Annotated in this window: 28 protein-coding genes; 10 read left to right on the top strand and 18 right to left on the bottom strand. The window is 42.4% G+C overall.

Going from position 1 to position 25801, the window contains the following annotated elements:
* The 11 genes from K370_RS05475 to rsxB form a co-directional block, all read right to left on the bottom strand.
* A complete protein-coding gene (locus K370_RS05475) occupies positions 1-1569 on the bottom strand; it encodes an efflux transporter outer membrane subunit (RefSeq protein WP_235272700.1) in 1569 nt (522 codons plus the stop codon).
* A 2-nt stretch (positions 1570-1571) separates the two neighbouring features.
* A complete protein-coding gene (locus K370_RS05470; RefSeq protein ID WP_081977167.1) occupies positions 1572-2291 on the bottom strand; it encodes a CerR family C-terminal domain-containing protein in 720 nt (239 codons plus the stop codon).
* 114 nt (positions 2292-2405) lie between these two features.
* Entirely contained in the window at positions 2406-3140 is a 735-nt protein-coding gene (locus K370_RS05465; protein ID WP_047539648.1) for a DNA-binding domain-containing protein, read from the bottom strand.
* Positions 3134-4084 (bottom strand): DUF692 domain-containing protein, encoded by a 951-nt coding sequence (locus K370_RS05460; RefSeq protein WP_047539646.1) that lies wholly within the window; start codon positions 4082-4084, stop codon positions 3134-3136. Before K370_RS05460 ends, K370_RS05465 begins: the two co-directional genes overlap by 7 nt.
* A 38-nt stretch (positions 4085-4122) precedes the next feature.
* Positions 4123-4449: a hypothetical protein gene (locus K370_RS05455; RefSeq protein WP_047539642.1), complete on the bottom strand. Its 327-nt coding sequence runs from the start codon at positions 4447-4449 to the stop codon at positions 4123-4125.
* A 145-nt stretch (positions 4450-4594) separates the two neighbouring features.
* Entirely contained in the window at positions 4595-4846 is a 252-nt protein-coding gene (locus K370_RS12370) for a zf-HC2 domain-containing protein (RefSeq protein ID WP_081977166.1), read from the bottom strand.
* Between the two features lie 10 nt (positions 4847-4856).
* Positions 4857-5411 carry a sigma-70 family RNA polymerase sigma factor gene (locus tag K370_RS05450; RefSeq protein ID WP_047539640.1) on the bottom strand — a complete coding sequence of 185 codons (555 nt, stop codon included), beginning with the start codon at positions 5409-5411 and terminating at the stop codon, positions 4857-4859.
* Positions 5412-5477: 66 nt separating this feature from the next.
* Complete coding sequence (locus K370_RS05445; protein ID WP_047539634.1) at positions 5478-5924, bottom strand: DUF1841 family protein; 447 nt, start codon at positions 5922-5924, stop codon at positions 5478-5480.
* A 1-nt stretch (position 5925) separates the two neighbouring features.
* Positions 5926-7014 (bottom strand): FIST C-terminal domain-containing protein, encoded by a 1089-nt coding sequence (locus K370_RS05440; protein ID WP_047539631.1) that lies wholly within the window; start codon positions 7012-7014, stop codon positions 5926-5928.
* 2 nt (positions 7015-7016) lie between these two features.
* Positions 7017-7688 (bottom strand): endonuclease III, encoded by a 672-nt coding sequence (gene nth, locus K370_RS05435; RefSeq protein ID WP_047539629.1) that lies wholly within the window; start codon positions 7686-7688, stop codon positions 7017-7019.
* 70 nt (positions 7689-7758) lie between these two features.
* Positions 7759-8484 carry an electron transport complex subunit RsxB gene (gene rsxB / locus K370_RS05430; RefSeq protein ID WP_047539628.1) on the bottom strand — a complete coding sequence of 242 codons (726 nt, stop codon included), beginning with the start codon at positions 8482-8484 and terminating at the stop codon, positions 7759-7761.
* A 317-nt stretch (positions 8485-8801) separates the two neighbouring features.
* On the opposite strand from rsxB, the gene dapA reads away from it, so the two are divergent.
* From dapA to K370_RS05415, 3 genes are all read left to right on the top strand, one after another.
* Positions 8802-9683 carry a 4-hydroxy-tetrahydrodipicolinate synthase gene (gene dapA, locus K370_RS05425; RefSeq protein ID WP_047539626.1) on the top strand — a complete coding sequence of 294 codons (882 nt, stop codon included), beginning with the start codon at positions 8802-8804 and terminating at the stop codon, positions 9681-9683.
* A 66-nt stretch (positions 9684-9749) separates the two neighbouring features.
* On the top strand, positions 9750-11015 hold the full coding sequence (gene bamC / locus K370_RS05420; RefSeq protein ID WP_047539624.1) for an outer membrane protein assembly factor BamC: 1266 nt from the start codon (positions 9750-9752) through the stop codon (positions 11013-11015).
* A 35-nt stretch (positions 11016-11050) separates the two neighbouring features.
* Positions 11051-11824, top strand: coding sequence for an MBL fold metallo-hydrolase (locus tag K370_RS05415; protein ID WP_047539623.1), 774 nt, complete (start codon positions 11051-11053; stop codon positions 11822-11824).
* 202 nt (positions 11825-12026) lie between these two features.
* Here K370_RS05415 and K370_RS05410 read toward each other — a convergent pair whose 3' ends face one another.
* The 4 genes from K370_RS05410 to K370_RS05395 all read right to left on the bottom strand — a co-directional run bounded on the left by K370_RS05410 (position 12027) and on the right by K370_RS05395 (position 15046).
* Positions 12027-12251 (bottom strand): hypothetical protein, encoded by a 225-nt coding sequence (locus tag K370_RS05410; protein WP_047539622.1) that lies wholly within the window; start codon positions 12249-12251, stop codon positions 12027-12029.
* Positions 12252-12453: 202 nt separating this feature from the next.
* Positions 12454-13314: a secretin N-terminal domain-containing protein gene (locus K370_RS05405; protein ID WP_235272699.1), complete on the bottom strand. Its 861-nt coding sequence runs from the start codon at positions 13312-13314 to the stop codon at positions 12454-12456.
* Between the two features lie 46 nt (positions 13315-13360).
* Complete coding sequence (locus tag K370_RS05400; protein WP_047539620.1) at positions 13361-13858, bottom strand: hypothetical protein; 498 nt, start codon at positions 13856-13858, stop codon at positions 13361-13363.
* A 24-nt stretch (positions 13859-13882) separates the two neighbouring features.
* Complete coding sequence (locus tag K370_RS05395; RefSeq protein ID WP_047539617.1) at positions 13883-15046, bottom strand: cupin domain-containing protein; 1164 nt, start codon at positions 15044-15046, stop codon at positions 13883-13885.
* 140 nt (positions 15047-15186) lie between these two features.
* Here K370_RS05395 and K370_RS05390 point away from each other — a divergent pair, with 140 nt between their 5' ends.
* From K370_RS05390 to K370_RS05380, 3 genes are all read left to right on the top strand, one after another.
* On the top strand, positions 15187-17343 hold the full coding sequence (locus tag K370_RS05390; protein WP_047539615.1) for a molybdopterin-containing oxidoreductase family protein: 2157 nt from the start codon (positions 15187-15189) through the stop codon (positions 17341-17343).
* 46 nt (positions 17344-17389) lie between these two features.
* On the top strand, positions 17390-18160 hold the full coding sequence (locus K370_RS05385; RefSeq protein WP_047539614.1) for a type I restriction enzyme HsdR N-terminal domain-containing protein: 771 nt from the start codon (positions 17390-17392) through the stop codon (positions 18158-18160).
* Positions 18161-18684: 524 nt separating this feature from the next.
* The gene (locus K370_RS05380) at positions 18685-19347 is read left to right on the top strand and encodes an OmpA family protein (protein ID WP_047539612.1); all 663 of its coding nucleotides are present in this window, start codon (positions 18685-18687) and stop codon (positions 19345-19347) included.
* 84 nt (positions 19348-19431) lie between these two features.
* Here K370_RS05380 and K370_RS05375 read toward each other — a convergent pair whose 3' ends face one another.
* From K370_RS05375 to phoB, 3 genes are all read right to left on the bottom strand, one after another.
* Positions 19432-20163 carry a hypothetical protein gene (locus tag K370_RS05375; RefSeq protein ID WP_052185184.1) on the bottom strand — a complete coding sequence of 244 codons (732 nt, stop codon included), beginning with the start codon at positions 20161-20163 and terminating at the stop codon, positions 19432-19434.
* A 4-nt stretch (positions 20164-20167) separates the two neighbouring features.
* A complete protein-coding gene (gene phoR, locus K370_RS05370; RefSeq protein WP_047539610.1) occupies positions 20168-21499 on the bottom strand; it encodes a phosphate regulon sensor histidine kinase PhoR in 1332 nt (443 codons plus the stop codon).
* A gap of 142 nt (positions 21500-21641) precedes the next feature.
* Entirely contained in the window at positions 21642-22334 is a 693-nt protein-coding gene (gene phoB / locus K370_RS05365) for a phosphate regulon transcriptional regulator PhoB (protein ID WP_047539607.1), read from the bottom strand.
* A 240-nt stretch (positions 22335-22574) separates the two neighbouring features.
* Here phoB and K370_RS05360 point away from each other — a divergent pair, with 240 nt between their 5' ends.
* The 4 genes from K370_RS05360 (at position 22575) to K370_RS05345 (ending at position 25800) form a co-directional block, all read left to right on the top strand.
* Positions 22575-24272, top strand: coding sequence for an OFA family MFS transporter (locus K370_RS05360; RefSeq protein WP_047539605.1), 1698 nt, complete (start codon positions 22575-22577; stop codon positions 24270-24272).
* 93 nt (positions 24273-24365) lie between these two features.
* A complete protein-coding gene (gene ribH, locus K370_RS05355) occupies positions 24366-24815 on the top strand; it encodes a 6,7-dimethyl-8-ribityllumazine synthase (RefSeq protein ID WP_047539603.1) in 450 nt (149 codons plus the stop codon).
* Positions 24812-25309: a transcription antitermination factor NusB gene (gene nusB / locus K370_RS05350; RefSeq protein WP_047539602.1), complete on the top strand. Its 498-nt coding sequence runs from the start codon at positions 24812-24814 to the stop codon at positions 25307-25309. The genes ribH and nusB overlap by 4 nt, the downstream gene beginning before the upstream one ends.
* Before the next feature lie 152 nt (positions 25310-25461).
* A complete protein-coding gene (locus K370_RS05345; RefSeq protein ID WP_047539600.1) occupies positions 25462-25800 on the top strand; it encodes a hypothetical protein in 339 nt (112 codons plus the stop codon).
* Position 25801 lies beyond the last annotated feature (1 nt).

The following is a 25801-nucleotide window of genomic DNA, read 5'->3' as shown; positions in this document are numbered from 1 at the left end:
TTACCTGTTTTCTTGAGTATTTTTAGTGTTAATTTCGGTGCTATTTTTGTCTTGAGCTTTAGACCCTGTATTCTGCCAGCCACCGCCAGCCGCGCGGTACAAGGCTATCCAGGCATTATTACGGTCTTTTAATACGTTAACTTGATTGGTTTGCGCTTGCAGAGCATAACGGCGGTTTTCTTCTAGCTCGATTAAGTTGGCAAAGCCTGCACTAACTTTTTGCTCTGTCGCCAGTAATGATGCTTGATAGCCACTTAATGCTGTTTGCACATCCATTTGCCGATCTGTGCTGGCGTGTAAATTCACTAGCGCATCTTCTACTTCTTTTACTGCATAGCGTACTTTGCTACGATAGTTAGCTGCAGATTCTGCATATTTTGCTTCTGCAGTATTTACATTTGCTTTCCGTTTCCCAGCATCAAAAATTGGCAAAGTAATGGAAATTGGCCCTAACGACCAGATATCGCCTTCGCCCTTAAAGCCTGGACCTGAAAGTCGCATCCAGCCGATTGAGCCGTTAAGAGAGACTTTCGGCAAACGTTGTACCTGTGTATTTTTCACCTCCGCAGCGGCTGTCATTAAGTCGGCTTCCGCGTTGAGAATATCTGGGCGTTGACTAATAATCGTGGCAGGAACTTCTGCAATGGTAAAAAGCGTTTGATTATTTTCATTGGTCGTAAAAGTCGTATCGGCAAGTTTTTGCCTTAATGTGGTTTCATCTAAATCGGTCAGAGCAACCAATTCTTTAATGCCTAAATCACATTGTGCCTGTTGTGTTTTTACCTGCTGCGCGGCATCGGCTGCGCTGGCAAGCGCCAACTGATAATCGGCACTGGCGCTAAAGCCGGCTTTGAAAGATATTTCGGTGATACGTGCAGATTCTGCACGCGATTTTGCATCGTTCTGGTTAATGCTTAATTGTAATTGGCAAAAACGCTGATTAAAGTAAGACGTGGCAAGCTCCGCTGCTACGGCCACACGCGCATCATGCCAGCCTGCTTGGGCAGCGTTTTCACGGGCTTGTGCTGCTTTTAGTAATCCACGATTGGCGCCAAATAAATCCAGTTCCCATGCCGCCTGTGCATTGACTTGGCTTGTTGTAATCGCTTGACCACCTTGTGCGCCAGCGCCAAAACCGCTTGCTTGCCCACTTCCAATGGGTATGGCACTTGCGCCACTCATGCCGATGGCTGGTTGCTGCACAGCTTTTGATGACGAAAATGAGGTATCTAAAGTAGGCAGTAACGATGAATATGCACTGACTCGATTGGCTCTTGCTTCTGCAATTTTGGTTCTTGCGGTGGCGATATTAACGGATTCTGTCTGCGCTTTTTCTATCAATTCCAGTAACAGCGCATCGTTATATTGTGTCCAAAATTTCTGTAACTGTGATAACTCTCCGCCATGCGGCAAACTGGTTTGCCATGCCGGCGCGATTTTTGTCGCAGCAATTGTGTCTTTGGGCGAGGCCTTATTTTTTAAAAAATCTAAAGAAGCACAGCCTGATAGAGTAATAGTCAAAAGGCTGGCAAAAATAATGTGGGGAAATGGCTTGGGCATTTTATTCATCTTTATTTAACGATTTCCTGCAAATTTTTGCGCCTGTCAGCTTCAGCATGCACCATGTTCACCGCAAAAAAAGTGAGTCTTTCATGCAGCACATCCAGTGCTTCGTGTGTTGCCGTGAGAGAGGGTGTCATACGTTCTATTACATCGCGACCCGTAAAAAGATGCACGCCCATCGCCACAATACAGAGTGCTAAACGGTGTAAATCATCATCCACTTTGGTGATGCCTAAATGTTTTTGCAGTAACACAAGCAAAGCTTGATGATACGGCGCAATGCCATTATCAACTTTTTCTTCCCATATACCGGTTGGCTCAACCATTTCACGCATATGCAAACGGATATGTAGTTTTGCTATATTGCCTAATTTAAGCGGACCAATAAAACCCTGAAATAGTGCACTTAATGCTTGTTCTAGGGTTAAATTAACATCGCTAAATAAAGTAATATCATTCGCCATTTTGCCATAGGACTCTGTAAATACAACGCGATATAAGCCCGCTTTGTCGCCAAAATAGTAGGCAATCGCTGATATATTCACTTGCGCTTCTTTGGCTATTTGTCTGGTAGACGTACGCGCATAGCCATGCTCAGCGAACAACTTAAGCCCAGCCATCAACATGCGCTTTCTGGATTCCTCACCATCCGCACGCTTAGGCGATAGTAATTCACAAATTTTTATTTTAACTACTCCATTTTTAAGCCGATATTCTGCATCAGCCAATAATTAAATCAAACGATTGATTTAATTATTTCAGATAGCTATTTCAATTGCAAGCGCTAGATTTAATTTGCAGGCTGAATCTGGGTTGACTGGGTGGAGTGTATTGCGAGCGTTTTAACTTAATGTGATTGCTTGTTGTTTGCACAAGTCATCCAGAATTTCTGCACCGAATCGCATGAATAACTCTAAATCTGGATATTGTGACTCATTGGCGAGAGCTGCTAATGCAAGCCTGCCAGTTGATGGCTGTGACTGGATGTGCAATAAAAGATTAAACGTGACAGAGTTAAGCGCAATAAATTTAACTTCAAAACTGGTATTCCTGAAGACGAGTAGATAAGTTTTTTCAATGATGGTGGGTTTAAAGCGCTTTGATATTTTGTGTACTGGGTAATCGTAAGCCAATAACGTGCTGGCGGGTGTAAGGGTAATCACATTGTCTAAACAATTTGATTCTGTACTCAACGTTTGCTGTATTGATTGCGCACGGGTTTGTTGGCTGCTAATCGCCAGCTCTACCCATTCGTAATGCGCAAGCGGTATAAGGTAAGGTGGTAAATCCGTAATGCTTTCTAAAAATGCTAAAAACTGCTGTGGAATTTCTCTAAAAAGTGGGCTATTGGCAGAATAATTAGCGACAAAATTACGTATTAAATGATGCCACTTACGCTTACCCAGTACGTTTTGACACACAGGAAAGCAAACAGAAACGGACTCAAAGATATTGTTAAATACCGATTCGCGATAAACCGCCATGCGATTTTCAATTACGTTGGCAGGTTTGGGGTGCAATTCAGGATTGCGAATATGCGCAGTAAATGCCAGTTGATAGCGCTGGAAATCTAACATATAACGCGCGTTAAGTTTTGTTGGAAATTAACAGGTTGCTTGTTTTGGTGATTTGCCTGGTATGCGGCTATTTTATTCACTTCGCGCATCAGTATTGGCAATGGCGGAACATTATTGTCGCGCTCTAAAAGAGTCGGGAAAATGCCGAATAATCGATAGGCGGTGTCTAATAAATCCCACACGGGGTCAATCACATCTTTGCCGTGTGTATCAATTAATAAGTTTGGCGATTGCTGGTAATGGCCAGCAATATGGCTGTAAATAATGCGTTCGGCAGGTATGCGGTGTAAAAAATCCTGCGCGAGTTTTATTGGGTCTTGTTGTTGAGCAAAATTCACGCTATTCACGTAAATATTATTAATGTCTAAGTGCAGCCAGCAGTCCGCTTCCTGCAGCACGGCATTTAAAAAAGTGATTTCATCCATGGTTGAAATCGGCGCGGCGGCATAAAAAGAGGCATTTTCTATGGCAATGCGCTGGCCTAAAATATCTTGCGTTTGGCGAATGCGTTGTGCGACATATTTAACCGCCTCTTCCGTAAAGGGAATGGGCAGTAAGTCATACAAATAGCCCGGCTGGTTTTGATAGTAATCGCTGCAATAACTTAGATGTTCGGTATATAGCGGGATTTTATTAGCCGATAAAAACTGTTTAACCTGTTTTAAGAAATCTGTATTCAGCGGGTCTGGGCCACCCAGCGATAAACACAAACCGTGGCAGACAATGGGATAGCGTTCTATAAACCAGGCTAAATCTGCCTCAGCTTTGCCGCCGGCATTGATCCAGTTTTCAGGCGCGATTTCGACAAAATGAATATTTGCGATAGATGCGTCTTGATTGGAAGACTCTGCATTGTAAGGCTCTTGGTACAGGTTTTGGATTTGAGGAATCAGCTCGCGCTTTAACCCCAAACCCGCGCCTTTAATTTCCGCTAAAGATGACACAATGATTGCGCTATAGCTTTATTCAATTCTATGAACAATTACTTCGCTTTTTCTGCACCGCATTTACCTTCGCCACATTTGCCATCATGCGCTTTTGCAGCATCTTTTTTCATTTCCGCACTGCATTTGCCTTCACCGCATTTACCATCTTTGGCTTTCGCCGCTTCATTTTTCATTTCCGCACTACATTTACCTTCGCCACATTTGCCATCTTTGGTTTTCTCATGGTGGTCGGCTACCTGATACCCGTTTGATAGCGATTTAATTGCAAAAGGATTTTCTGCCGCGTTAACTGTTGCTGTGCCGATGGATAAAGCGAATGCACTGGATAATGCTAAAGCGACTGTTTGGTTTGAGGTTTTCATGGTTTGTATCCTTTTAAGTTTCAGTTGATAAATTAAATTAAGTCAAATAAATCCCAATAAAACAAATCTTATGAGGTTTTAATCAATAAATTTTGCTTAATTATTGCGCCTATTTATTTGCTGTCTGCCAAGTTATATACGCAATTTAGTCTTTTATAGATTCAATTGCGTTGGTGATACGGGTTTTAGTTGCCGATGGTAATTGAATATTGTGATCGTTTTCAATCAATTTGGATATGCGATTGAATGCCGAGCGCATCGCTATTAGTTGCTGACTAAAACGCTTACAGTATTTACATATGATTAAGTGTAGATTTACCGCAAAACGTTCACGCCAGGTTAGATGGCGATCTAGCGATTTTGAAACAAGTTGAGTGGTTTCTCTACAATTCAACATATCTAACTAATTAAGCACTTAACCAATTGATTTCCAAACACTTTCGAATACTCATTCTGGCCCTGTATAACATCACCCAAGCATTGGTCGTGGTGATGTTCAGTTCCTTACAGATTTCTGCATTATCGGTTTCATGCACATCGCGTAGCATCAATAGCGTAGCTAGTTTGGCAGGCAATTTATCCATGCAGCTTTGCAATATACGCAAAAACTGTTTTTGCTCCAAAGCATCTTCAGGCATATTCCAAGCCATTGGCTCTTCAATCCAATGCCCTGTCTCATCAAAAAATTCGTCCATATTGGCGTCAGCGTCAGACGTCAAATCGCTGGCAGCGATTTCGCGACTGTTTTTGCGCATTACATCAATAATCTTATGTTTTAAAATGCCGGTTAACCAAGTGCGAGGCGATGAGTCGCCAGAAAAAGAAGGACTTTTGATGGCCGCTAAAAACGTCTCCTGTACCACGTCTTCCGCCAAGTGCGGGTCACGCAAACGGGCCAACGCAAAACGGTATAAAAAATCCCCGTGCTGGCTAAGCCAATCATGCATATTGCTTGGTTCCATGCTTAATATTCAATCATGACAATAAAAATTAAGCAACTTGAAGCATTGAGTTATTCATGGCTAAGCTTATACATGATTAAGCCCTGCTTTTTGCTGTAATAATTTTAAATAATGTGCGCTATCTAAACCGGTATTGTTACGTTGCGCCAGCCAGATGGTTTCAGCTAGGCAATCCAGAATATCATGCAAGGCATCGTGTGCATTTTGATGTTTGATTTTTAACTGTTCATAAATCGGCGCAATGCCAATGGGCTGATTTATGCTGATTTGTTCCAATATAGATAGGTGCAGACTCATGTGCAGGAACGGATTGGTTTCACCCATTTCCGGATAATACGCGACCTGTTTATAGTGTTCTGGCGCATTTAGAATGGCATGATATTCAGGATGCATCTGCATCACGTTTAAGCCGAGTTTTTCTAAATCCGTTAATGTCTGTTGCGCTTTGAGTTTTGCCCAAGTGCCAAAAAAGAATTCGCGTACTTCATCGCGAGTAGGATTGAATAAAGCCATGTTAACGCCCGAAAAGTCCTAAAACTGCAGAGTATTGCAACAATGTGTTGTTACCTAAAATAGGTGCAATCTCACCATTGCCATAAAAACCGATTAACGGTAAATGCGGAAATAACGTGCGAATCAAAGCTAAATCCTGATCGATGCCGTCATAAAAATAAGGGCCACGCCCCAGATTTGAAAACAGTAAAGAAAACCGTGGTTTTACCGATAATTGTTGTTTAAGTTGCGTCGCTGTTTTCACTAAATCCACTTGTGCTGCATCAATATCGCGCACCGCCCAGCTTACCCAATCACCGACTTGCAATGGTTTGGCGAGTGTCACTGCACCGGAGGCTTCATCTCCTGTGATAATCGTCGTAAGTGAATAATCGCCATGCTCAATATGCGATGCGCGTGTGGCATGCACAGCCATCAGCCGATGATAAGGTATTGATGTTTCATTAATTGGCGCATGTTTGTTCCAGGCAGATTTTAATACGCTTAATGCGGACAAATTAGCAATATGAATGATGTCATGTTGATTGCAAGCAGTAATTCTGCGTGGGCTAGTGATTAATTTTAAACCGTGTGTAGCGCCAACTGCGCAATCCATGTTACTTAATTGCATTTCACATAAACCTTGCGTAATGCCTTTTGCATTTTCCCACACAGAAAAAGAGCCGTGGCCAATTGCATCGCCAGAAACGCCGCCAAATCGAACGGCATTTGAATCTAACCATAAACTATTGATTGCGTTGGGCGCGGTTAATGTGAGTAATGTCGACTCCTTTGTTAATAATGTGTTTTTGGGTGGTTTTAACCAGATATTTTCAGAAAAAACCATCGCGGCAGCGGCAGGACTATCAATCACCCAATCTTCTTCCGTAAAAATGCCAATGGAAGAACAGCCGATTATTTGCATACAACTCGCGGCTTTTGCGGCGGCTTTAATCGCCAATTGTGGCTGGGAAGCAAATTCTGAAGTTAAAAATAACAACACACAGGCCGGTGAATCCAGTTGCGCTTTTTCCATTGCGGCTAGAACCGCCTGCGCTGCCAGTTCTGGCAAAGCTTTATTACCTATTGCTAATCCAGTGGCTACTTTCATGATTAGCTTATTATATCTTCGCCGGCCATAAGGTGCTTTGATGGTATTGATTTATGCGGATATTCACATAAATCAACGATGCAACATTCTCCGCATTTTGGGTTGCGCGCTGTGCAAGTGTAGCGACCATGCAAAATTAACAAATGATGGGCGTCCTTCAGGAAAGCTTTTGGAATGGTTTTTAAATATTTTTGCTCAACGGCGAATACATTTTTGCCAGTGGCTAATTTGGTGCGATTACCTAAACGAAACAAATGCGTATCTACTGCAATGGTCGGTTGGTCAAACGCCGTATTTAAAATGACGTTTGCTGTTTTTCGGCCCACGCCAGGCAATGCTTCCAGCGCCTCTCTAGTGTTAGGCACTTCGCTATTGTGCAAATCCATTAACTGTTTGCAGCAAGCGATCACATTTTTCGCTTTGGCGTGATACAAACCAATGGTTTTAATATAGTGCTCTAAGCCCTCAATACCTAAATCGAATATAAGTTCTGGCGTATTGGCTACTGCAAATAATTTGCGTGTGGCAATGTTCACGCCTTTATCAGTGGCTTGTGCCGATAAGATGACGGCGATTAACAATTCAAATGTACTGTTATGTTCCAGCTCAGTCGTTGGATGCGGAATCGCAATACTTAATCGTTTAAAAATCTCTAAGCGTTTTTCTGCGTTCATTTAAGGTAACTATTAATTAAAAAATATAAGTAGAGTGCGATCATTAGTCTTTGGCGGATCTAGTTTCGCACTAGTTTTTTGCAGTGGCGGCTTTAAGTAAGTGAGCGCGCTCAATCGCTGCTGCAATAGCTGCTTTTTTTGCGTTATTCACCATAGACGAATTGTTTTCAGTCTGCGCAGTTGGCATTTTCGCACTCTCTGCTTTATTGCGCATTGCGCGGTCAGCATGTTTTTGTGCAGACTCAGCCTCTTCTCGCTCAAGTCTAAACATTCTAAATTCATAACGTTTACGTGCTAAATCGGCTGCTACTTTGGTTTTATTATTTGCAATGCTGAAATAATTCAATTGCCAATTATCCGAAACCGTTTCAATTGGCTGCATCGTGATGCAATCGACAGGGCAAGGTGCCAAACATAATTCGCAGCCGGTACATTCATTTGTAATCACGGTATGCATCTGTTTTGATGCGCCCAGTATTGCATCTACCGGGCAAGCCTGAATGCATAAAGTGCAGCCAATGCAAGTTGCTTCGTCAATAAAAGCCAATGCTTTGGATTTCTCTATCCCATTTTCAGCATTTAGTGGCTTATATTCCATGTGAGTTAAATTGGCCAGTATGCGTATGCCAGTATCGCCACCAGGTGGGCATTGGTTAATATCTGCTTCACCATTTACAATGGCAGTAGCGTAAGGTTTACAGCCGGGATAGCCACATTTGGCACATTGTGTTTGCGGCAAAATCGCATCGATTTGCGTAATTAAGCGATTAGCCTCCATCTTGGATTGAATCAGCATAATGAGATAGCGTTACTCAAGACTAGCGCTGCGCCAATGATGAAAGCGGGAAACATGATTTTGTCGTAAAGATAAAAATACGCATATTGAAACAGGATTATACCGCTTAATACACTTGCTTATTATGTGGGCAATCGTCATGCATCTGAAAATCAACCAAAATCCGGTGTGCTGCGTTGCTTGGCATTGATGCAATCATCGCATGTAAGCGTAAGAGTTATTTGATAAAACCATATGCGAATTGAATCAGCAGCGTATTCGCATTAAGCGGTCAGTTTCGGTTAAAATAGTGATAATTTTGTAGGTGAAGGTTAACTATGTTGCAAGGTAGTATGGTCGCTATTGTCACGCCGATGTTTGATGACGGTAGTTTAGATTTAGGTGCACTACGCAGGCTGATTGACTGGCATATTGATGCTGGTACAGATGGTATTGTGATTGTGGGAACGACTGGTGAATCGCCTACGGTAGACGTTGATGAGCATTGCTTGCTGATTAAAACCACGGTTGAGCAAGTGGCAGGGCGCGTGCCAGTGATTGCTGGCACTGGTGCTAATTCAACGCGCGAAGCAATCGAGTTAACCAAAAAAGCTAAAGATTTAGGTGCTAGTGCCTGTCTTTTGGTGGCGCCTTACTACAATAAGCCGACACAGGAAGGTTTGTATCAACACTTTGCTGCGATTGCTGCTGCGGTGGATATCCCGCAGATTTTGTATAACGTGCCAGGCCGTACAGGCTGTGATATTAGCAATGATACGGTCATCCGTTTATCGGCCATTGCGAATATCGTCGGCATTAAAGATGCGACAGGCGGCATAGAGCGTGGAACTGATTTGCTATTGCGAGCATCCAAAGATTTTGCAATTTATAGCGGAGATGATGCCACTGGAATGGCATTAATGTTGCTGGGCGCGCGTGGCGTGATTTCAGTAACTGCTAACGTTGCGCCTAAATTAATGCATGATATGTGTGAAGCTGCAATGGTGGGAAATGTCGCCAAAGCGTGCGAAATTAATGGAAAACTATTTCCTCTGCATCAGAAACTATTTGTTGAGGCAAATCCAATTCCAGTTAAATGGATTTTGCAGCAAATGGGATTGATTCAATCAGGCATCCGCTTACCGATGGTCAGTTGTTCGTCGCAATTTCATGATGTGTTGCGTGGCGCCATGAAAAGCGCTGAAATTATTAAGCTTTAAAATTATAAAACGTTGAATTTGTAGCGCTAAATTATGGCGTCTAAATTATTTAAACTAGCAATATAAATGGTGGTTATTAACATGAAACAAGCAGCAAAATTTACGACAGGTGTTTTATTGGCAGTGCTAGTGACAGCTTGTGATTCGATTCCTTTTATTGATACATCTTCCGATTACAAAGGTGCAGGCCGTGCCAAGCCTTTAGAAGTGCCGCCAGACTTAACCAGCGTACAAACCAGTGATGCATATAATGTGCCTGGTGGCAGCACCAGTTACAGCACATATAACCAGGGCCAAGAAGGCCAGGAAGTTGGTGTTGAAAAGATATTGCCCACTTCAGATGGTGTGCGTTTAGAAAAGGCGGGTGCACAACGTTGGCTGGTAGTGAATGCGCCAGCTGAGAAAATTTGGCCAGCAGTACGTGAGTTCTGGATTGAGCAAGGGTTCGCAGTGCGTGTAGAAAATGCACAAACGGGCGTGATGGAAACTGAGTGGATTGAAGCGGATGCGATTAAAGCGCAAGATGATAAGAAGAATATCGGCGAAAAATTTGATAAATGGATGGATAAATTATCGGGTTTAGCGGATAGACGTAAATTCCGCACACGCTTAGAACGCGGCGAAAAAGAAGGCTCAACCGAGATTTATATGACACACCGTACCGTGAGTGGTGCGCCTGACGATGGTAAAAATCGAGTGCAAACGCAATTAGGTGAAATTGATACTGGGTATCGCGCCGATACTACTCAAAAAGTTGCTGAAGAAAAAGATGGCGATTTAGATGCTGAATTATTGCGCCGTTTGATGGTGAAACTGGGCATAGAAGAAAAACGCGCCCAAGAAATTGTTGCAAATCCAGTGACCGAAAAACGTGCTGAAGTCGTTAAAGAAGCGGATAGTAGCGTAACGCTTAATCTGAACGATCCATTTGATCGCGGCTGGCGCAGGGTTGGTTTGGCTTTAGACAGAATTGGTTTTGTGACGGAAGACAAAGATCGCTCGACCGGTACGTTTTTTGTACGCTATTCAGATGTCGATATTGATACTGGCCCGAAGAAGAAAAAAGGCTTGCTGGATACTTTGGCATTCTGGAAAGATGATGATGAGATTGAAAATAAATCTAAGCCAAAAGAAGAGAAAACCATTGTAGATAAAATGAAATTCTGGAAAGGTGAGGATGGAAAAACAGATCCATCTAAACAATATCATATCAAATTAGTTGAGACAGAAAATGGCGAAACGCGCGTGAATGTTGTGGATGCAGAAGGTAATCGCAATCGCAGCACTACCGCCAATCGGATTATTTCATTGCTGTATGATCAATTAAAGTAAGTTGGTTAATTTCGCTCCGCTTAGTCATTATTTAAATGCGTTTTGCATCTATTGGAAGTGGTAGCGCGGGCAACTGCATGGTTATCGAGCAAGAGTCAACGCGACTGTTGCTCGATTGCGGCTTTAGTACAAAAGAAGTCGTTACAAGATTACAAAGGCTAGCTTTAACGCCTGAGCAAATAAGCGGTATTTTAATTACGCATGAGCATGATGATCATGCCAAAGGCGCGTTTAAGCTAGCCGCAAAATACGATATCCCTGTTTGGCTATCGCATGGTACGCATAGAATGATTGAGCGTTATTTGCCAGAGCGTGCGCATATTCGATGGAATATTATTGATAGCCACACTTGTTTTGAAATTCAAGATTTACAAGTAACGCCTTATCCTGTGCCACATGATGCGCGCGAGCCAACACAATTCACTTTTTATGACGGCCAATATAAATTAGGCGTGTTAACCGATGCAGGCTCATCAACATATCATATCGAACAAGTATTAAATGGTTGTGATGCCTTGGTGTTGGAATGTAATCATGATTTAAATATGCTGGAAAACGGGCCGTACGCTTGGTCACTTAAAAAACGTGTTGGCAGTCGCCTTGGACATTTGGATAATGCAAGTGCGGCACAGCTTTTAACCAGACTTGATAATACAAAGTTAAAACATATCATCGCCGCGCATCTCAGCGCAAAAAATAACACGCAAGACTTAGCTAAGGCCGCCTTGAGCAACGCTTTAAATTGTGAAGTTGATTGGATTGGGATTGCACAACAGGCTAGCGGTTTTGAATGGCGCAGTTTTAGCTAGCCAATTAATACATGTTTTTAATGGTTAACTAGATGTATTCGCTAGTGATGGCTAACTGAATTGTCGCTATTTTAAGCATGCATTACATTTAAAAATTAAAAAGAGTGCAAAAAAGATAACAAAAAAGCCGACATTAAGTCGGCTTTTTTGTTATCTAGTACGACTAAATGCCAGCGTTAACCGGATTCAGTCTTTAACTAAATTATTGTGCAGCAGCTGGCTCAGCAGGCGCTTCTTCAACTGGTGCAGCCTCAGCTGGTGCAGCTTCAGCAGGAGCTGCTTCAACTGGAGTTTCAGCAGCCGGAGTTTCAGCGGCAGGAGCTTCAACAGCTGGAGCGTCAACAACTGGAGCTTCTTCAGCAGGTTTTTCGCCACAAGCAGTTAATGCAAGTGCTAATAATGCAGCTAATAGGGCAGAACGTGTCATTTATATATTCCTTAACGAATGTGTGTGGACTAAGAGTTTAACCATTACGGTGGACCACCTTTAGTCCAACCGGATGAAAAGAATTTTACCAGCAATTATAAAATATTCCACTAGATTTTTTGAACTTATACAAATATTTGAGAGATAAACTCGTTAAATTGCAATTATTTATGTGGCAAACCTCATTCAGATTCCAAAGTAACTATTCGACTTTGATGTTTATGTTGCTATTTTGACTGTTTGAGGTTGATTGTAAGCCCAAAATTTTGCGACTTACCTCATCATTATTTTGCATGGTGCCGCCGATGTTAACCCAATCACCCAAGCCAACTCTAACGATGGTGCTAAGCGATTCAAAATCAATAAAACCTTGATTATTCAGGCGAGAGATGCGCGGCGTAATTTCTAATTCAACTTGATTGCCAATCGTACGCGGCCTTACCGCAAACCCAGTGGTAATTTCACGCCAATCCGTAAAACGTTCAATCTGTACATAACGCCTGGTTAGGTTAATCCATTCTTGGGTAAAAGGTACAATTTGGCCATTGCTGATATATGCCCGCTCGCCATCTAACACATTGATAAACTGGTTGCTGTTGCGATATGTGCTGGAAGTATTACGCTCAATATCGATTCGCCCAGTATTTGGTGCTGTGCGCCTGTCGTTTGATATAGTAACGTTGCCTCTCCTAATCGTCCCGCTTGCCTGAGTTCTTTCTTGCTGGCTTTCCATCTGATTGCTGTTATTCACGGTAATTCTGCGATTAATACGTGCAACGTCTAATGATTCAACAATCGCTTCAATTTCATGCATACGTTCTGGAGATGCCCGCAAGATCAATTGATTCTGCATGCCAGTTGCGGTGCCATCCAATCCGACCATTGGAGCTATTGTCGGCAGCACGTCACTGGCAAAACGATGTTGTAGCGTGATGATTTTAAATTCGGTTTCGGCATGCGCAATCAAGCTGAAGGATATTAAACCAAGAAACACGAGGTTGATTGCCGCAAGCATTACGCTTAATTTAGCTACGCTAATATTCAGTAATCCGGATTTTTTCATGCCTATTCCTAAAACAGTCATTTAAAAACGCAATTGCGATTAGAAATCATAATCCCAATTTGATTGCTGAAATTACTTCAGCTGTTTCGGCCAATAACTCATCGTAACGTAACAGTAAGCTTGCCGATGTTTCTACATCGTTGAGTGCGAATTTAAAGCGCGCCTGGTCAATATGAAAGCGGCGGCAGTAATGTTTTTTGTCGGCAATCACAAAACAATCTTTGGCTATTTTGGCAAAATCATTGGTTTCGTACACGCGCATTTTGTGTGCATATACAGTTAATAATTCGTATAAACGTGGGCAGTTAACTGTAAAGAATTGTGCGTTTTGCAAAATGATGGTGAGTTGCGACTGCGTGTTTTTAGTCAAAAAATCCTGTATTAACGCAAAACGTTTCAGGCTTGCATAATCGCCTTTTGAGAAATCCTGATCAAAAATCAATAAATGATTCTCAGCCTGCGCAATCACTAAATCCAGTGCTGCAACATAATTGCGTTCGCCCATTATTACGCTATCTGCGATTAGTTCAGGCTCATCCATCATGACTCCTGTAAGATTTGTACAACGTTAATCTAAGTAAATGAATCCAGCCAAATAATACTCAAACAACGCATCTGCGAGCAAAATGCATAAACTTTCTGTCAATGCTGTTTTGCTTAAGTAACGATTGTCTGCAAAATCTTGCATTGTTTCAATTAAACCATTTTCTATAGGCAATTTTTCACCATTTAGATAAAAGACATTATTGGTGAATAACAGTTGCGATTTTAAATCCAGCCGCAAGGTTTTTTGTTGTAGATTCGCCAGAAATTGTTTTTTACTTAACTTGCGTGCTGGCTCAAAAAACACGACTGGCTTGGGTTCTGTGAGATATTTCCCTAAGAAATCTGCAACATGTTGTTTATCCCAAGTGATTTTTTGCAGCATGTCGCTGACTTGATTTAGCATGGTAGCGCTTATTTCAGCGGGGTGATTTTGCAGTTGCAAATCAGGGTCAGTGTATAAAAGATTATCAGTATTTTTTAAGCTACTTTTTATACTTAAGTTATCTTGCAGATAGCTTAAAAATTCATGCGTCAACTCTTGTACTTTGGGTGCGCGAAAGCCAATCGAATACGTCATACAATTTTCGCCCACCGCTGTTCCCCAATGCGCGATTTGTGGCGGTAGGTAAAGCATATCACCGGCTTCCAATGTCCATTCTTGCTCAGACTCAAAGTTTTTCAGTATTTTTAAAGGTGCATCCTCAATTAAAGTTAAGTCTTTTTGGTTGCTTACTTTCCAGTTCCTACGTCCGCTGCCTTGCAGCAAAAAAACATCGTAACTATCCACATGCGCACCAATGCCACCGCCATCCGGTGCGTAACTTACCATCAAATCATCTAATCTGGCATGTGGAATAAAATCAAATTGAGCCAGTAAATCCGCCGCTTCCGGCAAATAATGATTCACGCTTTGTACTAACAATGTCCAATCTTTATGCGGCAATTGACTAAAGTCAGTGTCATCAAAAGGCCCATTTCTAAGCACCCATTTTTTACCTTTTATTTGTGCAATGCGAGATTGCACTTCATCTTCACAGGACAAACCAGCCAAATCATCTGGGCTTAATAATCCAGTGAAATCGGGGATCGCTTTTTTAATCAGCAGTGGTTTTTTCTGCCAGTACTCTGCTAGAAATTCGCTAGGCGTTAATCCGCCGAGTAAGGTTAATGCCTGATTTTTTGCCATAAATAAAGTGTTAAGTAAGCTGGTAAGTAAGAGGCTAATTATGCCATTGCACTGCTATACAGATAGGTATATATTGGGCGAATAAATATAAATAAAAGACTTAAATAAGCAAAGTCCGTATCAATTTTGAGGAGTTGTATATGAATGCGCCAGTTGCCAAAGATTTAGCCGATAGTTTACAAGGTAGCGACACTAAAACCTTTCACGGTGGATGTCCACACGATTGCCCTGATACTTGCTCCATGGTTTATACGGTTAAAGATGACAAGCTTATTTCGGTTAAGGGTAATCCAAATCACCCCATGACGCGTGGCGGTTTATGCGTCAAACTCAAAGATTATGAAAAACGGCACTATCACCCAGATCGCTTGCTGTATCCAATGAAAAGAACGGGCCCAAAAGGCAGCAAGCAATTCGAAAGAATCACCTGGGATGAAGCGCTGGATACCATTGTCAGTAAATGGCAAGCTATTATTAAAGAAAATGGTCCGCGCGCGATTATGCCGGCCAGTTATTTGGGCAACCAGGGTTTGGTACATGGCTTAAATGGCGGTGATGCTTTTTTTAATCGGTTAGGCGCAACCGTCACTGAGCGTACATTCTGTGGTGAAGGCTCGTGCACCGCATGGTTACTCACTGTTGGGCCAACGGCAGGCGTTTGTCCAGAGAGTTTTATTCATTCCAAATATATTGTCATCTGGGCATGTAATTCGGTTTCTACCAATTTGCATCACTGGCATATCATTCACGAAGCACAGAAAAAAGGCACAAAAGTCGTGGTGGTGGATTCTTACGCATCTAAAACCGCCAAAGAGGCTGATTGGCATATTGCGCCGAAACCGGGTACAGATGGTGCATTGGCGATGGCGATGATGAACGTGATTATCGAAGAAGGTTTGGTTGACCAGGATTATGTGGATAACTATACCGTTGGCTATAAAGAACTGGCAGCGCGCGCCAAAACCCGCACACCAGAATGGGCCGAAAGCATCACAGGCATACCTGCTGAAGATATCCGAAAATTTGCCAGAGAATATGCAACTACGCCACCTGCGGCGATTCGTTTAGGTGTTGCGCTGGAGCGTAGTTATGGCGGCAGTCAAGCCATTCGCGCTGTTACTTGTTTGCCCGCATTAATTGGCGCGTGGCGCCATGTGGGAGGTGGCGCGCTGCAATTCCCTGTATGGGAGCACCCATATAAATTTGATGTGATTTCACGACCTGATTTGATTCCAGAAGGCACGCCAGTCGTGAATATTCTGCAACTCGGACGTGTACTCACCAATGAAATCAAGCTAGACGTGCCGATTAAATCTATCATGGTGTGGAATACCAATCCAGTAACGCAATCACCTGAAACCGACAAGATTATCGCGGGTTTGCAGCGTGAAGATTTATTCACCATTGTGGCCGACCATTTTATTACGGACACCGCCGCCTATGCTGACATCGTGCTGCCAGCAACGATGGGCGCGGAGATGGAAGATATGATTCTTTCATGGGGGCACTTATACCTGACCTATAACGCTAAATGTGTAGATGCACCAGGTGAGGCGATTTCCAACAACGAGATTTTCCGCCGCTTGGCTAAACGATTAGGCTTTGAAGAGGAGAATTTTAAATGGTCAGATTCCGAGTGTTTAGAAAATTATGTCGCTTGGGATTCGCCAGCTTGTGACGGTATCGATTTAGCCTATTTGCGCGAACATGGCTTTGCGCGTTTAAATGTGGGCACAAAAGACAACCGCGCGCCGCATAAAGAAGGCAAATTCCCCACACCAACAGGCAAATGTATGTTCTTGGTAGAAGGTGCAAAGAACTTTGTCGCTGGCCCATTCCGTCAAATGTATGAAGGCTTCCAGCCATTGGAAGATTTAGATTCGCTACCGGATTATGTGGCTAATCGCGAAAGTATGGATAGTAACCCCGCGCTGGCTAAAAAATATCCGCTCAATATTATCTCGCCAAAAAGTCACGGCTTTTTAAATTCTTGCTATGCAAATGTGACCGAAAAAATTAAAGGGCAAGGTGAGCAATTTGTGATGATTAACGCCGCAGATGCAGATATGCGCGGTATTAAAGACGGCGCAAAAGTGCGTGTATTTAATGAACGTGGGGCGTTTGAAGGTGATGCGCGGATTACTAAAGATGTAAATCCTGGGATTGTGGTGGCAACGCTGGGCTATTGGCGTCAGCTAAATAAAGGAACGGTGAACTGTATTAGTTCAGCGGAGTTTGGGGATATGGGACATTCGACTACGTTTAGTGATAATTTGGTGCAGGTGGAGTTGAGGTGACTTAATATCTAATTTATACAAATATTAAAATTGAAGAGGATAAAGTATGGCGATTCCAAAAAAAGTAAGTGACAGGATTAGTCTTAATCTTAAACGTTTTCAAGCCATACTATCAGATGCAAAGAGCCGGGATATTAGCGAGTCGGATACTGTTGTCATTTTGGGCGACATGCTTGCAGAGCTTCTTGGGTATAAAAAATATATTGAAATTACAACGGAGTTTGCGATACGTGGAACGTACGTTGATTTGGCGGTAAAAGTAGGGAACGACGTTAGATTTCTTATTGAAGCTAAAGCAATAAACGTTGACCTTAAAGATAACCATATTAAACAAGCTATTGATTACGGCGCTAATCATGGTATTGAATGGATTGTTCTAACCAATGGAGCGATATGGCAAGTTTATAAAATTCATTTTAGACAACCAATTGATAAATCATTGATTTTTGAAGTAGACCTATTAAATACTAGCCCGAAAAACTCTCAACTTTTAGACTGCTTTGGAACTTTAAGTCGTGAAGGATTTACCCAGTCATCAATGACTGCATTTTTTCAACAACAACAGGCAACTAGCAAATTTTCATTAGCAGCTTTGCTAACAAGTGACAATGTGCTATCAGCATTAAGAAAAGAGTTAAAAAAACTAAGTCCTACTATAAAAATTGATGATGGTTTTTTAAAGTTTACATTACAAAATGAGGTTTTGAAGCGTGAACTTGTTGATAGTGATGAAGCAAAAAGTGCTTCAGAACTTATTAAAAAGGCTAATAAATTACAAGCAAAGCAAAAAGCCAAATTATTAATAGAAGCAGAGTAAACGGCTGTTCAATTAATAAGATAGTCGCTTTCGCGCGACTAGTGAGTTTCTTTTGCTTACCAAAAGAAAGAAACCAAAGAAAAGGCTACCCCCTACCGCTTGTTTCCTGCGTTCCTATAAAAAGTTGGACGCTGCGGAAATCGCCCAATAAAATCTTTGGACTCAAACAGTCCTTGCTCAAAAACTCCCAGCTTTTTAAAGCAGCGTAGGCGCGGTAGCAGGGGAATTTAAAACCAGTGGAAATTTGAGCAATGTTCTACTTTTGCTATTTAGTTAATTACGACGTTATTACTGCATTATTTTTAGGTATATCTCAGTCTATATTTACTTTTCTTAACATCTTTCTGTAAACAATATTGGTAAACTATTTATGTTAATGTGCGTTAATTAACAGAGCTTTAAACCTTTGTTAATGCATAGTTTGAGTTAATTATTAACAAGTTTTCTTAACAAAGTTTTAAGCTGGCTTTTGCCGTTTAGAAGTTTGCAGTTAACCCCATGTATTTCAAAAAAAGGTGAATAATATGCGTAATAAATTGATAGTCGGTTCTGTGTTAGTGGCTTTTGTGCTGGGCGGTTGTGCCAATATGACGGAGACGCAAAAAGGTACGGCTAAGGGCGCAGGTATTGGTGCCGGTGTTGGCGCGGTTGTTGGCGCTATCGCAGGCAAAGGTAAGGGTGCAGCAATTGGTGCGGCGGTGGGTGCCGGTGTTGGTGCAGTGGCTGGTAATGTTTGGACTAAGCGCCAAGAAGAGCAAAAACGTCAAATGGAAGAAGCGACTGCTGGTACGGGTGTTGCAGTAACACAAACAGCGGATAACCGTTTGAAGTTAGATATTCCAAGTGATATTTCTTTTGCTGTCGGCCGTGCAGATATTCAGCCAAATTTCAGAACGATATTAGATACTTTCGCAACTAGTTTAGCGAGCACGCCAAACAGTAATGTAACGATTATCGGCCATACCGATAGCTCTGGTAGCGATGCGGTGAATAATCCTTTATCGTTAAATCGTGCTGCAAGTGTGCGTGATTATTTAACTGCTAGAAGTGTATCTTCCAGCCGTATTGCGGTTGAAGGCCGTGGTTCACGTGAGCCATTAGTGGCAAATGATACTGCAGCGAATAAGGCGAAAAATCGTCGCGTAGAGATTTTTGTTGCAGAGCCAGCACCAGTTGCAGCGCAATAATTGATTCAATTATTAAGTTAAGTTTTAAATAAAAAAGGGCTTTTAAGCCCTTTTTTATTATCTTAATATCGGATAATTAACGCATTAAAACGGTAAGAAAACCGCAGTTGCAATGCTCTGCATCACGCGTGAAATCAAGCGTTGCGATTTTTCGGCCAAGCTAATTGCGTATAAATCGGTGCGACCAATCATCTTGCCGAACTCGCGTTCGAAACTTAAATTATGATCTGTTGTATTGATTTCGTTACTCAATAAATATAATTTTCCGCTCAGATCGCGACTGGTGGAAAGTTTCCATGCAGCAATCTCAATATTGCGCGCCACGTTGTAGATGCTCTGCGGGTTGATACTATCAGTTAGATAAAACTCAGATTTATTGCCATGCGCTTTAAGCAACATGGTATGAATGCCGACAATAAAAGGCAATACGCGGTCACCCTGATAATTGGCATTAAAGGCCAGAAAAATCGCATCTGTATCTTGTTTATTGTCGATTTCTTTGAATTGAAACTGATGTTGCGATGCACCATCAAATACCCAACTCACCATTTTTTCAACTGGATCGGAGGTGCTTTTGGCGAGTTCATGCGGGTTACGCTTATACAGTTTTGTCATCAGCGTGCGCAAGCTTTGTGAGTTTTCATATAGCTCAACATCCGCCATGCGATCAAAATCATTCTTCATTAATTGGCTGGCAGAGCTTCTATCAACACGTTCTGGAATGGATTTGCCGCCAATCGTAGTGTTGGTGGCGCATCCGCAGATTAAACCGCTAAAACTTAATAGGCCAAAAATGTATAAATAAAAGCGCTTCACGCAATTAACTCAACTTGGTTTTAACACAGGCTTTAGGGAAGACAATGCTAAATGTACTGCCAACGCCCAGTTGGCTCTCAATTTCCAGTCTTGCTTGGTGGCGGTTTAGAATGTGTTTGACAATGGCTAAACCTAAACCTGTGCCGCCTGTTTCGCGGCTGCGACCACGGTCAACACGGTAAAAGCGTTCGGTCAGTCGGTCAATGTGCTGTTGTTCAATACCAATGCCTGTGTCGCGCACACTGAAAACCGCCTGGTTATCGCGTAATTTCCAGCCGATGAAAATATCACCACCAGCAGGCGTATAGCGAATTGCGTTGCTGGTTAAGTTGCTTAATGCACTATATAACTCTTCTTGGCTGCCTTTAATGTGCAGATTTTTATCCATGTCCAAGTGAATATTGTGAGTTGTCTTATTCAGGCTTTTGCTCAAACTATTGGCATCATTTTGTATTTGATGGAGCAGTTTTGACATATCGATTTCGTTGTTATCCGGGCTTTGCGTATTGCTTTCAATGGTCGATAAGGTCAGCAAATCCTCAATGATGCGCCGCATGCGACTGGTTTGGTCCATCATCATACCGAAATAGTTTTTTAAACTCTCCGGTACTGCGCCATCCATATCGACTAGCGTTTCTAAAAATCCACCCACAACGGTCAATGGCGTGCGTAATTCGTGCGATACGTTGGCGATAAAATCACGGCGCATGATTTCGGTTTTTTCCAGCGCGGTTACATCACGACAAATCAGCAGTTTTTGCTTGGAACCAAAAGGAATCAATTGTATTTCTAGCGTGACTTCTGGGTTGCGCCACGACTTTAATTTTATCGGCTCTGAGTTGAATGATTCATCTTGTTCTTGTGCTTGCAGATACTCTACAAAATCACTATGGCGCACCAAATAGCTGATGGGCTGGTTTTCATCATGCTTTAAATTTAAGCCAAGTTGATTTTCAGCAGGTGGATTGCACCATTCAATTTCATTGTCACTATTCAACACCACAACGCCATCCGGCAGTGCGCTGGCAGCGTGTCTGAAACGCTCTAAAGTCGAACTTAGCTGGGTTTTACTACGTGAATTTCTGCGATGTTCCTGATAGAGTGCTGCGAATATATCTTCCCAAACACCAGTTCCGTTGGGCATTTGATTAAGAACAGGCTTTTTTAACCAAGTATGCAGCCGATGCAGCCAGTAAATATGGCCAATAAGATACAGAAATAAGCCAGCACTCAGGGTAATAAGCGCAGTAACCGCATCAGTCGCTGCCCAAATAATGAGGCAGAGCAAGCTTAAGAGCAATCCTAACCAAAATGCGTTCCAACGAATATCTTGCACAATTGCTCACTATCGATTGAGTTTGCCTATTATAACGAGCTTTTTTACAGCTTCAACTTCTGAAAGCGCAAACAATTCATCATTTAGGCAGTTTTAAAATGCACTATAAGCCAATGCGGTAAACAGATTAAATGATGCAGGATTAATCTGTTTGTGAGGAAAATCGATAGCCGGAACCGCGCACGGTTTGAATTAAATCCTGATGTCCAGATACGGCTAAAGCATTACGTAGGCGGCGAATATGCACATCGACCGTACGGTCTTCTACAAACACGCGATCACCCCATACTTTATCCAGCAATTGACTGCGCGTATGCACGCGTTCGGCATTGCTCATAAAGTAATGCAGCAATCTAAATTCGGTTGGACCTAGATCAATGTTGGCTGCATTACCCGTGACGCGGTGTGTGGTTGGGTCAAGTAATAAGCCTTGAACCTCAATTGGATCGTCTGTCATTTGTGGGGCGCGACGACGTAATACCGCTTTGATACGCGCATTTAATTCGCGAGGGCTAAATGGTTTGGTGACATAGTCATCTGCGCCGACTTCTAAGCCGCGTACTTTGTCATACTCATCGCCACGTGCGGTTAGCATGATAATCGGAATCGCTTTGGTGAGATTGTCTGATTTTAAGCGACGTGCATAATCAATGCCGCTCATACCTGGCAACATCCAATCCAGTAAAATTAAATCAGGCAGAGTTTCACGTAATAACTCTTGTGCATGTTCAACTGACAGTGCACGCAGTGCGTTGTGGCCTGCTTGGGTAATGTTAAGGGCAAGTAGTTCCTGTATCGCTGGTTCGTCTTCTATTACTAAAATATTTGCTGGCATGCTTAATTTCCAATCACTTTTATGGATTTAGATAACGATGCTATTTTGTGACTTTAATATGACAGATTAATGACAAATTTTAAATATTTTTTTGACAGTGCGAATAGCGGTCTTGAGCGGTAATTGCCATTTTTTATAATTTGTAACATTATGTAACATGTTGGTTTAAGTTAATTAACGATACTTAATATATCAGCTCGAAATACCACATCGAATATCGCATCTAATTTAGGGGTTAGCATGGCCGATTTTTTATCAAAAGAACACATTACCGCAAATGCTAGTTTTAATCGCTGGCTAGTGCCGCCAGCCGCACTGGCTGTGCATTTGTCCATTGGCATGGCATATGGATTCAGCGTGTTTTGGAAACCACTTGGCAATGCTTTAAAAGACGTAGATGGGAAACCACTTGAGGTTTGTGCAGTGGGTGCGACGCACTTTAGTGAGAAATTGGCTGGTACAGCAAAAGCGTTATTCGCGACCGATTGTAATTGGACGCAGTTTGACTTGGGGTGGATGTACACTTTGTTTTTTGTTTTGCTGGGTTGTTCAGCGGCACTATGGGGTGGCTGGTTAGAGCGCGCAGGCCCTCGCAAGGCCGGTTTGGTCTCAACATTATGCTGGTGTGGCGGGTTGCTTATTTCAGCTTACGGCGTATATACACATCAACTTTGGTTAATGTGGCTGGGCAGTGGCGTAATTGGCGGCATTGGGCTTGGCTTAGGCTATATCTCACCTGTTTCCACGTTGATTAAATGGTTCCCTGATAGACGTGGCATGGCCACGGGCATGGCAATTATGGGGTTTGGTGGTGGCGCCATGATAGGTTCACCACTCGCGACGAAATTGATGACGTATTTTGCAACACCAAATAGCGTGGGGGTGTGGCAAACCTTTGTTGTGTTGGCTGCTATTTATGCCGTATTTATGCTGTGTGGCAGCTTGGGATATCGCGTGCCTCCTACAGGCTGGAAACCAGCGAACTGGACACCACCAGTAACACAAAACAACAGTATGATCGCGACGCGTCATGTGCATTTAAACAAAGCACATAAAACGCCGCAATTCTGGTTGTTATGGTTGGTGTTATGTATGAATGTTTCTGCGGGTATCGGCATTATCGGTGCTGCGGCACCCATGCTGCAAGAAACATTTGGTGGCGCGTTGATTGGACAAGTAGACGCTGCAAATCAAAGTTTAGGATTTGCTGAAATTAAAAAAGATGAGGCAATGACCGCCGCTGCGGCAGCAGTAGGAGCTGGTTTTGTCGGGCTAATTTCACTGTTTAATATTTTTGGTCGCATTGGCTGGGCAAGCGCATCTGATAAGCTAGGCCGCAAACGCACTTATTTTATTTTCTTTATTTTGGGTGCAACTTTATATTGTACGGCTACCTATGTTGCAGGTTTTAAATCGTTGGCACTATTCGTAGCCAGTTTTTGTGTGATTGCATCAATGTACGGTGGCAGTTTTTCTACAGTTCCTGCTTATTTGGCCGATTTATTTGGTACGCAGTTTGTAGGCGCAATTCATGGGCGGTTACTTACCGCTTGGTCTACAGCAGGAATTCTAGGACCTGTCGTCGTTAACTATATGCACGATACGCGTTTAGAGTCTGGTGTTCCATTTGATCAAATCTACGCACCGATATTTATGGTGTTGGCCGGTTTGTTAGTGGTCGGTTTTATTGCCAATTTTTTGATCAAACCTGTTTCGGATCAATATTTTATGACAGATGCAGAATTAGAAGCTGAGCGTATATTAAGCCATGAAAAATCTCCAAAAAATGGTGCAAAGAATGGAGTAAGTGCAGTAAAAGTTACTTCTGGTGACAAGCAGCATCCGTTATTGGTCAAGCTTGCATGGGCTGCGGTATTGATTCCGATTAGCTACGGTATCTGGAGTACTGTACAAAAAGCCTGGGTATTATTTTCATAAGCAGTATTTGAAAATCAAATACTGCTAAAGGTGACGATTTGTGTCACCCAAGATAAGGTAAAATAGACGTTTTAGGCATGAATCGAGACTCAAGTGGACAAAATTAGCATTAACTTAGATGGCAGAGGTAAAAAAATCGGCGTTGTACTATCGCGTTTTAACAGCGATATTGGCGATGGCTTATTGGCTGCTTGTCACGCAGAACTTTTAAAATTAGGTGTACTTGCAGCGGATATCCGCATCGCCACTGTGCCTGGCGCATTAGAAACACCGTTGATATTGCAACACATGGCTTTAAGCGAACGTTTCGATGCGCTGATTGCCCTTGGCGCAATCATTCGTGGTGAAACCTATCATTTTGAAGTCGTCTCAAACGAGTCTGCACGCGGTATTTCAGAGGTTCAGTTAAACACGGGTATCCCTGTTGCGAACGCAGTTTTAACCACTGAAGATGATGATCAAGCCATCGCACGCATGCAGGTTAAAGGTGCAGAGGCCGCACAAGTGGCAATTGAAATGGCTAATTTGGTCCGTGCGTTATGATTATCCCAAACGCCGATGCAATTAAAGACGCTAAAAATGACGCGCCAGCTAAAGCCACAAAAAAACCAAGAACCAGTCAGAATCGTCGTAAATCTCGTGAACTGGTTTTAAAGGCTGTCTACCGTGGCATGATTAATGCTTCTGAATTAAAACAAATTATTGCCGATGCCAAAGAAGATCCTGATTATGCAAAAGCAGATGAGGGGTATTTCAGACAGTTGCTAGAAGGCGTAACGAGTAAATTAGACGAATTAGATAACCAAATAGCAGCATTTATCGATAGAAAAATTGAAGAATTAAGCCCTGTAGAGCACGCCATTTTACGCATTTCATCGTTCGAACTGATGTTTGACTCCACGATTCCTTATCGAGTGGCGATTAACGAAGGCGTAGAGCTGGCCAAGATTTATGGCGGCATAGATGGGCATAAGTATATTAATGGCGTCTTGGATAAAGTGGCCGCAGCAGTGAGGCCGCAAGAATTTAGACGGTAATTTTTCTGATTTACGCCGATTGTTCACTGCTCTGCTTAGCTAAGTTCGATTTAAACTAACTGCTCCGGTTTGTAGTATTTAAGAGTATTTGCACAAAAGGTGTTATTAGCTTATTAGTAACACCTTTTAACTTGTGGTGAGGAGTTAAAGGTTTGCTGAAAAAGTATTGGAAATCGAACTGGTTCTTAGCCAGTATAGTATCGCTAGCCTTTTTGCTGTTAAGCGATATGCAAGCGCAAATGCAGATTAAGTTATCTGCAGCTAAACCTAAAGTTATTGGTAATACGCTATTTGTCCCAGAGTCACAAACTCACCCTAGCTTATCCCGTATCAATCAAATTGCCGACATTGTGGCACAGCCCAATACTCTTAATCTCGTGCCAGAGTTGGCTCAGTTAAGCCCCATTATTCTAAAAGCATCATCCGGTTTAAATACAGATACGCAAGTGGCGGCTAGATCAGGCCCGCTAATAATGTCACTTTTAATTTAGA

Source organism: Methylotenera versatilis 7 (assembly GCF_000799165.1).
Classification (GTDB): Bacteria; Pseudomonadota; Gammaproteobacteria; order Burkholderiales; family Methylophilaceae; genus Methylotenera_A; species Methylotenera_A versatilis_A.
The sequence above is the reverse complement of the archived record's forward strand: the minus strand, read 5'-3'. Positions and strand labels throughout refer to the sequence as shown.

Bases quoted from the DNA above. Each gene is read 5' to 3' on its own strand.
- K370_RS05475 (WP_235272700.1), bottom strand. From the start codon at position 1,569: ATGAATAAAATGCCCAAGCCATTTCCCCACATTATTTTTGCCAGCCTT.
- K370_RS05465 (WP_047539648.1), bottom strand. From the start codon at position 3,140: ATGTTAGATTTCCAGCGCTATCAACTGGCATTTACTGCGCATATTCGC.
- K370_RS05455 (WP_047539642.1), bottom strand. From the start codon at position 4,449: ATGAAAACCTCAAACCAAACAGTCGCTTTAGCATTATCCAGTGCATTC.
- K370_RS12370 (WP_081977166.1), bottom strand. From the start codon at position 4,846: ATGTTGAATTGTAGAGAAACCACTCAACTTGTTTCAAAATCGCTAGAT.
- K370_RS05450 (WP_047539640.1), bottom strand. From the start codon at position 5,411: ATGGAACCAAGCAATATGCATGATTGGCTTAGCCAGCACGGGGATTTT.
- K370_RS05445 (WP_047539634.1), bottom strand. From the start codon at position 5,924: ATGGCTTTATTCAATCCTACTCGCGATGAAGTACGCGAATTCTTTTTT.
- K370_RS05440 (WP_047539631.1), bottom strand. From the start codon at position 7,014: ATGAAAGTAGCCACTGGATTAGCAATAGGTAATAAAGCTTTGCCAGAA.
- nth (WP_047539629.1), bottom strand. From the start codon at position 7,688: ATGAACGCAGAAAAACGCTTAGAGATTTTTAAACGATTAAGTATTGCG.
- rsxB (WP_047539628.1), bottom strand. From the start codon at position 8,484: ATGCTGATTCAATCCAAGATGGAGGCTAATCGCTTAATTACGCAAATC.
- dapA (WP_047539626.1), top strand. From the start codon at position 8,802: ATGTTGCAAGGTAGTATGGTCGCTATTGTCACGCCGATGTTTGATGAC.
- bamC (WP_047539624.1), top strand. From the start codon at position 9,750: ATGGTGGTTATTAACATGAAACAAGCAGCAAAATTTACGACAGGTGTT.
- K370_RS05415 (WP_047539623.1), top strand. From the start codon at position 11,051: ATGCGTTTTGCATCTATTGGAAGTGGTAGCGCGGGCAACTGCATGGTT.
- K370_RS05410 (WP_047539622.1), bottom strand. From the start codon at position 12,251: ATGACACGTTCTGCCCTATTAGCTGCATTATTAGCACTTGCATTAACT.
- K370_RS05405 (WP_235272699.1), bottom strand. From the start codon at position 13,314: ATGAAAAAATCCGGATTACTGAATATTAGCGTAGCTAAATTAAGCGTA.
- K370_RS05400 (WP_047539620.1), bottom strand. From the start codon at position 13,858: ATGATGGATGAGCCTGAACTAATCGCAGATAGCGTAATAATGGGCGAA.
- K370_RS05395 (WP_047539617.1), bottom strand. From the start codon at position 15,046: ATGGCAAAAAATCAGGCATTAACCTTACTCGGCGGATTAACGCCTAGC.
- K370_RS05390 (WP_047539615.1), top strand. From the start codon at position 15,187: ATGAATGCGCCAGTTGCCAAAGATTTAGCCGATAGTTTACAAGGTAGC.
- K370_RS05385 (WP_047539614.1), top strand. From the start codon at position 17,390: ATGGCGATTCCAAAAAAAGTAAGTGACAGGATTAGTCTTAATCTTAAA.
- K370_RS05380 (WP_047539612.1), top strand. From the start codon at position 18,685: ATGCGTAATAAATTGATAGTCGGTTCTGTGTTAGTGGCTTTTGTGCTG.
- phoB (WP_047539607.1), bottom strand. From the start codon at position 22,334: ATGCCAGCAAATATTTTAGTAATAGAAGACGAACCAGCGATACAGGAA.
- K370_RS05360 (WP_047539605.1), top strand. From the start codon at position 22,575: ATGGCCGATTTTTTATCAAAAGAACACATTACCGCAAATGCTAGTTTT.
- nusB (WP_047539602.1), top strand. From the start codon at position 24,812: ATGATTATCCCAAACGCCGATGCAATTAAAGACGCTAAAAATGACGCG.